The organism is Niastella soli (assembly GCF_017742245.1).
Lineage (GTDB): Bacteria > Bacteroidota > Bacteroidia > Chitinophagales > Chitinophagaceae > Niastella > Niastella soli.
Genome location: NZ_JAGHKO010000018.1, coordinates 1 through 9,784, shown reverse-complemented (window position 1 = coordinate 9,784; position 9,784 = coordinate 1). Strand labels below are relative to the sequence as shown.

Genomic DNA, 9,784 nt, shown 5'->3' with positions numbered 1-9,784 from the left:
TCTTCATCTACTATATAGATACGAACATTATCCAGCGGACGGCCGATGCGCACAATTCCATCTTCTCCTATCGGATCTGGTGTCAATACCGCCGATACCGTATTCTCGGTAGGGCCATAGGCATTGATCACCCTGATGCCCTGTTGCTGCAATTCCAGCGTTACGCTTTTATTTAATGCTTCACCCGCTGAGATGATCGTTTGTATTGTGCCCAGCCGGTCTTTCATGGCAGCCTGGTACGAGGGCGGCAGGGTAATTAAGGCTACCTGGTATTGTTGAAGCATGTCACTTAAGGCCTCGCTGTTCAAGAGCAGTGCTGCCTCGCTTAGTATCAGATGTCCACCATGACAAAGCGTGCAGAAGATCTCATGACAGGAAGCGTCAAAACCAAAGGAAGCAAACTGAAATACGGCCATGCCAGCCTGCAGGTTGAGCGGGGCCTGCTGGTTATAAACGAGATTGCTTACACTACGGTGCTCTATCATTACTCCTTTGGGCCGGCCGGTGGACCCGGATGTAAAGATCACATACGCGAGTTGTGTGGCCTCAATTACCACACCGGTAGCAGCAACCGGCCAGGCATTCAGGGCGTTGCTGTCACCATCCAGTTCTATCACCTGTAGGCTAACATCACTCACGGTCAGCAGCTCTTTACGGGCACGGCTGCTGACGGCTATTGAAGGTTGGATATCATTTATTATTTGTTGGATCCTTCCAGGGGGATATGTGGTGTCTACGGGCACATAGGCCCCGCCACTTTTGAGGATGCCCAGCAGACCCACGATCATCTCAATTCCGCGGTCAACACAAATGGGTACGAGTGTTTCTTTTTGCACCCCCCTGGCTACGAGGCAATGTGCCAGGCGGTTGCTGCGCTCATCCAGCTCGCGGTAACTCACCTGGCGGCCATTGAACGACAAAGCGGTTGCACCCGGTCTTTCCAGTACCTGGTCCCGGAACAGGTCCAGCACGGTCCTTTCAAGGGGATAATGGACCGCTTTACCCTGGAAGCTTTGTATCAATTGTTGGTCCTGCTCGGCACATATGATTTTCAAATGGTCTATAGACAGTGTTATATCATGCGCCACAGCCTGTAACATATTCTCATAATGCTGCAGCATGCGCAGGATCGTTTCCTGCCGGTACAATTCTGCATTATAGGTGATGGTAAAATATAGTCCCTGTGCGGACTCCCATATATCTATACTAAAGTCGACCGTTGTAGTCTGTTGAGTAAACCCTTCGGGTATAAGCTGTACATCTCCCAGGTCGAAGCTACCTGCTTCGGGTATGTTTTGCAGGGCAAATTTTACCTGGAAAACAGGGTTGCGGCCGGGATCACGCGGAACATTCAATGCTTCCACTATCTTTTCAAAAGAAAGATCCTGGTGTGCATAGGCTTTCAATGTGGTATCCTTTACCTGCTGTAATAAGGAGCGGAAGGAATCGCTGCCCGCTATTTGAGTGCGCAATACAATTGTATTAATAAAGAAGCCGATCAGCCCTTCTATCTCCTGATGATCACGGCCGGCTACGGGTGTTCCAACGCATAGATCGTTTTGGCGGCTGTACCGATATAACAGTACGTTGAATACGCTTAGCAGGGTCATGAACAGGGTCACGCCTTCCCGGTTCGACAAAGCCGACAAAGCATCCAGCAACGCTTTCGGCACCTGATGCGAGGCAACGGCACCCGGAGCATCAGCTCTGCGTGGATTGTCAAAATCTACGGGCAACTCAAGCGGCACGATCCCATTCAATTGTGCTTGCCAGTAGGCAAGTCGCTGCGAGTGGAATTCGCCAGACAGGTACTGCCGCTGCCAAAGGGCATAATCTGCATATTGAAGCGACAGAACTGGCAGCGTGGCAGGTCTGTTCTCAAGCCGGCTGCGGTAGAGCTCTGTAAGCTCTTTCACCATGATGGCAATAGACCAGCCATCAAAGGCAATGTGATGGATAACGGCTATCAGCACATGTTCTTCTGCATTGATACGTACAAGCGTTGCCCGAAGCATATGATCAGCAGACAGATCAAAAGGTCTGAGTACCTGCCCGGCTATAAATGCCTGCTGAGCAGCTGGGGTTCCTGAAAGAATGGAAGTATCCTGTATATATTGTAATCGCCAGGTATCTGCAGGAAGTATTTCCTGGTAACCCACGCCATCGTGTTCACGGATGATTGTCCTGAGCACTTCATGACGGTTGATGATATCGTTGAATGCCTGTTCAAGCGCGGCTACCTGTAACTGGCCTTTCAACCGGAATACCCAGTGCATATGGTATTGCGCGCTGCCTTCGAGGCGGTGTATGAACCACAGCCTTTCCTGCGAAAAAGATAAAGGCACCCGTTGTGGCCGTGTGACCTGTTCAATGGGTGGAATGGCGGAGGCAATTGTATGTGCATCCAGGCGGGCAGCGAGACCTGCAATAGTGGGATGGTCAAAAATTTCGCGGATAGCGATTTCCCTGTTCCATTGTTTGCGCACCGCCGATATAACCCGGATCGCCATAAGAGAGTGGCCTCCCAACTCGAAAAAATTATCGTGCATGCCTACCTGCGGAATATCGAGCAGGTCCTGCCAGATAGCGGCCAGCAATTGTTCTGTTTCATTCCGGGGCGCAACATACTCGCTGGTTAAAGCCCCGGTCATATCCATTTCTGCCAACAGTTTGCGATCGATCTTACCATTGGGATTAAGCGGGATGCTTTTGAGCCTAACCAGCAGAGAAGGCACCATATAATCGGGCAATGCAATTCGCATGAAAGAAAAGACCTCATCGTTGTTCATTCCTTCGCCAGCTACTATAAATGCGACCAGCTGTTTATTGCCCTGGTTGCTCTGCAGCACCATGGTCACAGCTTGCTGAACATGGGGCGCCTGCCGCAACACGTTTTCGATCTCAGACAGTTCTACCCGGTAGCCACGCAGTTTTACCTGCTCGTCGTGCCGGCCCAGAAACAGGATATCGCCGTTCGCTGTCCACCGGGCTCGGTCACCGGTCCTGTACCAACAGTCATTACCATCCAAAGCGACAAACTTTTCACCGGTCAACTCCGGTTTATTGATATAGCCCAGGGAAACACCGTCCCCGCCTATATATAATTCACCCGGCACTCCTACCGGCACCAACCCGCCCAATGCATCCAGGATCCTGGCTTTTGTATTCGAAAGCGGTTTGCCGATCGGAATAAACGTATTTTCTTCCAGTTCGTCGATGCTGTAGGAGGTGGCATAGGTGGTGGTTTCTGTAGGTCCGTATACGTGTACAATATGGCCGGGGCCTAATACTTTCAATGCCCTTGCTACATGTTTGAACGATACCATTTCACCGCCAAATAACAATTTGCGAACTCCGCTAAAAGAATCAATACCGTTATCTACAAAAGCGTTGAATAAAGCGGTAGTAACAAAAACAACAGTTATCTGGTTATCACGAATGAAGCGGCTTAGGAAAACAGCATTGGCGGCGCTCCCCTCCCCGATCATATACAATGCGGCACCACTTAACAGAGTGGCATATATTTCATAGGTGCATCCATCGAAGGCATAATTAGACCATTGGAGCACCTTGTCATCGGCGGTAACCCTGATAGGTCCCTGGTCATATACGAGTTTAATGATATTCTGTTGGTTCACCAGAATGCCTTTAGGAGTACCTGATGTACCAGATGTATACATGATGTAGGCTGGATCAATAACAGAGGTGGCTATACCAGGTGCATGCGCTGGAAAGTTGTAGGAGTCGGTCATGTCAATTGCTGGATAGGCCATGAGCCCTGAACGGGTTAACAGGTTATCACCGGTATGAAGAATACAGGCGACATTCGAGTCTTCCACAATATATTGTAACCGTTGTGCGGGATATTCTATATTAAGGGGAACATATACACCACCGATCTTTAAAATGCCCAGCATACCAGTGATCATATCCATACTACGCAGGGATAGCAACGCGATCCGGCTTCCCTTACTGTATCCCAGTGCGAGCAGACAATTGGCAAGGCGGTTACTTTGTTCGTGTAGTTCCTGGTACGACAGGCGCCTGTCGTCAAGAACAATTGCCACATTATCGGGTGATTGTTGAACCTGCGCCTGGAACAGTTCGATGATAGTTTGGTGACGTGGGTAATCTGCCGCCATGCCTGCGAATTCTTCGAACAGCTGGTGTTTTTCTTTTTGCGATAGTATGGGAAGTTGTCCGATCGTTGTACTTATATCCGTTACTACACCCAATAACAGCTGCTCAAAATGTTCCAGAAAACGGTCCATCGTTTCCTGCCGGTACAGATCGGCATTGTATACGAGGTTACAGAACAATCCTTCTGCTGTATCCCGTATATCGAGTGTCATTTCAAATTCTGATGTGGCATGACCGGTGTTCATGCCCTGCAGCGACAATTCGCCCAGTGATAACAGACCCGATTCGGGTGCGTTCTCGAGCACCAGTGCCACCTGGAAAATGGGATTGCGGCTCCTGTCCCTTTCCACGCCCAGTTTATCAACAATTTTTTCAAACGGTACGTCCTGATGTTCATAAGCATCGAGCACTGTTGCGCGTACCTGTTGCAGCAGGCTGCGGAAAGATGGTTCGCCGTTAAGATCGCTACGGAAAGCGAGGATGTTTACAAAGAAACCTATCAACCCTTCCACCTGTTGCTGATGACGTCCTGCAATGGAACTGCCTACACAGATATCGGTTTGCCCGCTGTAGCGGTGCAGTAATACCTTGAAGGCGGCTAGCAGGGTCATGAAAAGGGTGACACCTTCCTGTCTGGAAAGATTAATTAAACCATCCTGTATTTGTTTATTGATGCGTCTGCTTACTACAGCGCCCCGGATGCTTTGTTCCTTTGGCCTTTCGTAGTCAGTGGGCAGCTCCAGCGGTGTAACGCCCTGTAGCTGTTGTTTCCAGTATTGTAGTTTGTTGGTTAATACGTCTCCTGCCAGGTGCTTTCTTTGCCAGATGGCGTAATCGGCGTATTGAACAGGTAGTGCGGGAAGCTCGGCATCCTTGTTCTGCACTTTACAGCTGTAAAGCTCGCTCAGCTCTTTTACCAGGATCGAGATCGACCAGCCATCGAAGGCAATGTGATGGACGACGGCTATGAGGATATGGCTGGTTGGGGTGCACCTGATCAGTGTTACCCGCAGCATATGATCGGCCGACAGATCGAACGGGTGCAGCATCTGCTGGTGAATATATTCCTCCAACGTAGTGCCCGATGACAGGATCGATGCTTCTGTAGTACGTTCCATCGTCCAGTCATTGCCAGGCTGCACCTGCTGATAACCGATACCCTCCTGTTCATAGATCACCGTGCGCAGTATTTCGTGTCGTTGTATAATATCGCGGAAACCCGATTCAAGTGCCGCCTCATCGAGGTGGCCTTCCAGCCGGAAGACCCATGGCATATGGTATTGCTGACTGTTCTTTAGCCTGTCGATAAACCAGAGCCGTTCCTGTGAGAAGGATAAAGGGATCTGGTCAGGCCGTTTGGCGGGCTGGATGGCAGCCTGCAGTTGTCGGTCTTTTTGTTGATCGATCCGGTTGCAAAGAGCGGCGATGGTAGGATGGTCGAAGATGTCACGGATAGCAATTTCGCATTGCAGTTCCTTGCGCATCGCCGATATTACCCGGATGGCCAGTAACGAGTGCCCACCCAGTTCAAAAAAATTATCTTCCACGCCCACCTGCTCTACATCCAGCAACTGTTGCCAGATGGCCGCCAGTGTTTTTTCTGTATCGTTGCGCGGCGCTATATAACGACTGGTAATAGCCGTATCGATTGCAAAGGAAGCCAGTTGTTTGCGGTCTACCTTGCCGTTTGAGGTCAGTGGCAGGTGCTCGATGGGGATCAGCAGCGAGGGTACCATATAGGCCGGCAGACTCTTTTGCAGGTGTTGCAGTACTGCCTGCGGGTCGACTGAAGTCGCTGCCACGATGTAAGCGATCAGTTGTTTATTTTGCTTGTCATCTTCGCGTACCACTACTGCTGCCTGTTGAATGCCTTCGTATTGTTGCAGCCCCGATTCTATCTCACCAGGTTCCACCCGGTAGCCTCTGATCTTTACCTGTTCATCTGTTCTGCCTAAAAACTCAAGCGTGCCATCAGGCAGCCAGCGTGCCCTATCGCCTGTGCGGTATAAGCGGGCACCGGGTTCATTATTGAAGGGGTCTGCTACAAATTTCTGTGTTGTCAGTTCTGCCCGGTTGCGATAACCCCGGGCCAGCCCGGTCCCGCCTACATACAGCTCACCCACTACGCCAATGGCACAGAGCTGCAGTTGTTCATCGAGGACCCAGGCGCTGCGGTAAGGCAGTGGCCGCCCAATTGGAATGGAGGCGCAGCCTGCCGTATTATTTATGGTATAGGTTAAAGAGAAGGTGGTGTTTTCCGTAGGGCCATAGCCGTTCACGAGCTGGAGTGATGGATATGCTGATTGCAAACGCTGCACATGTCGCACGGAGAGCTTATCGCCCCCTGCTATTACCGTATGCAGGTTTTCAAAGACCGAAGGGTCTGTATCAACCAGTTCGTTGAACCAGCCTGCAGTAAACCACATGGTGTTTACCGACCTGTTTTTTATTTCTTCTTTTAGGAGAGCTGCATCCAGCAGCACGTTCTCAGGGCACATGATCAGTCGGCCCCCATTAAGCAGCATGCCCCAGTATTCAAAAGTGGTGGCATCAAAGGAAGGGGAACCGGTGGATAATAAAACACTTGAACTGTTCATCTGTACAAAGTCGGTACCCTTCACCAGGCTGGTAATATTGTTATGGGTTACTTCCACGCCTTTGGGAAGACCGGTAGAACCGGATGTATACATGATATAAGCAAGGGCGGCACCCGTGGTGGTGGTAATGACGGACCCATCGGCATAGTGCGACAGGGTCGATAGTTGAGCGGCTAAGTCGATCGAAGCCACCCCATCAGGCAGTTCATCAAAGCTTGCTTCATGGGTTAAGAGCAATTGGGCCCCACTATCCTCAAGTATATATTTTTTTCTTTGTGCCGGATAAGCGGGATCAATGGCCACATAAGAGCAGCCTGTTTTCAAAACCCCTAATAAGGTAATGATGAGCATAACACTGCGTTCCATACATACTGCTACCACACTGTCTTGCTGTACTCCTTTGTCACGCAGGAAATGGGCCAGCTGGTTGCTTTTCGCTTCCAGTTGCTGGTAACTCAGTTGCTCTTCGCCCAACTGCAATGCTATGGCATTGGGTGTTTGTTCCACCTGTTCACTAAACAAGGCCATCACAGATCGCTCCACATCGGGATGTGCACCCTTAACAGGCAGGCTGAACGCCTGTAGTTGCTGTGCTTCAGTTGTGGTAAGCATGCTGATAGCACCCGTATGTGTTGCTGCACCATTGACCAGCTGCAGCAATACCTGCTCAAAATGATTGCGGATCTGTTGCACATACTGCTGGCCAATCAATTCTTTATTGTAGCGGAACACGATGCTCAGGTCTTCCGAAGCCATAGCGATAATGCAGAGGGGCACATTGTCGGGTTCCTCTACATACACATTACTCACCTGTAACTGCCATTCACGTGTTGCGATCAGTTTATTGACGGGAAAATTCTGGAAGGTTAATGTGGTATCGAACAAGTCACCGGTAATACCTGTGCATGCCTGGATCTCATTCAACCCGGAATACTGGAATTTTCGACTTTCGATCTGTTCCTGCTGCAGCTGCCGAAGCCATTCACCGATGGACTGGTCATTTTTAAACTCCGATCGTAGCGGCAGCGTATTGATGTACATGCCTACTCTTTGCTCTACGTTGGGTAGGTCCTCCGGACGACCGGAGACCACTACGCCATATATGACATTGTCAAAACCTGTATACTGATGCAGCAGGTAGGCCCATACTGCCTGCACCAGTGTATTGAGGGTTATTCTTTGTTGTTTGCAAAATAGCTCTGCTGTAGTAAACCGCTCTGCATCCAGGTGCAGCAATTCCTCGCCTCGTGCGTCGCTTGTTTTACCATGCCAGTCACGTGCGTTGAAAAAAGGAAGCAGGGTTCCCTGCTGCATTCCCCGGAGGTACTGACGCCAGTAATTTTCATTCTCTGTTTTATCACGCGAAGCTATGTGCCGGATATAATCTTCATAACGGTCTTCCTGACGCAAGGATGGTTGTTTACTATTTATCAGTGTTTCGTATACTTCCAGGAATTCCTGCATCAATACCGGAGTAGACCAGCCGTCCAATAATATATGGTGAACAGTCCACAACATTCGGTACCGGTTTTCGGATACACGAATGAGCGTGACACGCATCAGTGGCGGTTGTTCAAAATCAAATCCACGCAGGCGGTCCTGCAGTGTATACGCACTGATCTGCTGTAGCTGTTCTTCCGGTGTTTTACTATTGTAGTCAATTTCAATGATCTCAGGGGTTACATTTTTGTGCACACATTGCACCGGAATATTAAATGCATCGTAATAAAAACCGGTCCGCAGAATGGTATGTTGTTGTAACAGATGATGCCAGCATTGTCTGAATACGGGAAGGTCCACATCTACCAGGTCGCAACTGACCTGGATAATATAATTCCCTCCCTCCTGATGCAGCAAGCCATGAAACAGCACACCCTGCTGCAGGCTGCTAAGGCCGTAGATAGAGGTGATATTGTCTGACCGCTTACGTAGCTGGTTACTTTGATTGGCTTTTACATATTCGATCAGCGCTTCCTTATTTTTTTTGATATAGTCGATGATCTCTGTGTTCTGCTTAACAGCTCTGATCTCGTTGTCGGTAAGCTTTTCTCTGTTACCTTTTAAGATAAGTTTATTGTCTTCTACCGCCAGGTAAAAGTTTAGTGTTCTAAGGTGCTCGGCAAACTCCTGTATGTGCATTGCTAAAAGTTTATACGCAGTTATCTGCAATATTTAAAAAGCTAAAATGTCTTCTCCCTGGTCCGTGTCGGTATCGTTCAGGAACCGCTCCAGTTCCTGGTAGCTTATAGCTGTTTGTAAACCATAATCTGAAGGGGTGATGATCTGTTTATTGGTTGGAACAGCCATGCAATGATCTATCAATAGTGTCAGGTCATGGAGATATGATTGCGCCAGTTCTTTGATCGTTGTCTGTTCGTAATGCAGCAGGCTGTAACTCCATTGTATGTGCAGTTCTCCCTGGTAGATCATGCTGTTGATGACTATTTGGGTAGTAATGATGTTCTCATCACTGCCTGAACTGCCATGTGCTTCATTGGCACTGCTGAACCAGTTGCTGCTGCGGGTGATGTTATCAAGCTGACCAAGGTAGTTGAAGGCTACCTGCCAGTTGTCAGCTGCCTGGAATGCACCAGCCTTATTGAGGTATTTGAGTACGCCATATCCAATTCCTTTGTCGGGTACCTGGCGCAGTTGCTCCTTGATGCTCATCAGCCATTCGGATGCCTCGTCCTGAGCTGGTGCCTGTAGTAATAATGGATACAGGGTGGTAAACCAGCCGGTGGTGCGACTGAGGTCTGTTTTATCATTGATGACTTCTCTGCCATGGCCTTCCATGCCTATCAATATTTGCTGTTGCTTTGACCATTTTGATAAGGTCCTGGTAAGGGCGCTGAGCAACACGTCATTGATCTCTGTTCGGTAAACCCGTGGTACTGTCTGTAGCAATTGACGGGTATGCTGTTCATCGAGTGCTATGCCATAGCTGCGGATATCTTTTTTTCGGATAATGCCGCTGTGTGGTTGATCTACTGGTAATAAGCTGCTGATATTCCTGGTTGCTTCCCAGTAGGGTTGTTGTGATAATA

Annotated in this window: 2 protein-coding genes; both read right to left on the bottom strand. The window is 49.3% G+C overall.

Features of this window, described 5'->3' with window-relative positions:
- On the bottom strand, nt 1-8,876 hold an 8,876-nt coding region (locus tag J7I42_RS32830; protein ID WP_209144367.1), incomplete at its 3' end, for an amino acid adenylation domain-containing protein.
- A gap of 33 nt (nt 8,877-8,909) precedes the next feature.
- On the bottom strand, nt 8,910-9,784 hold an 875-nt coding region (locus tag J7I42_RS32825; protein ID WP_236065634.1), incomplete at its 5' end, for a condensation domain-containing protein.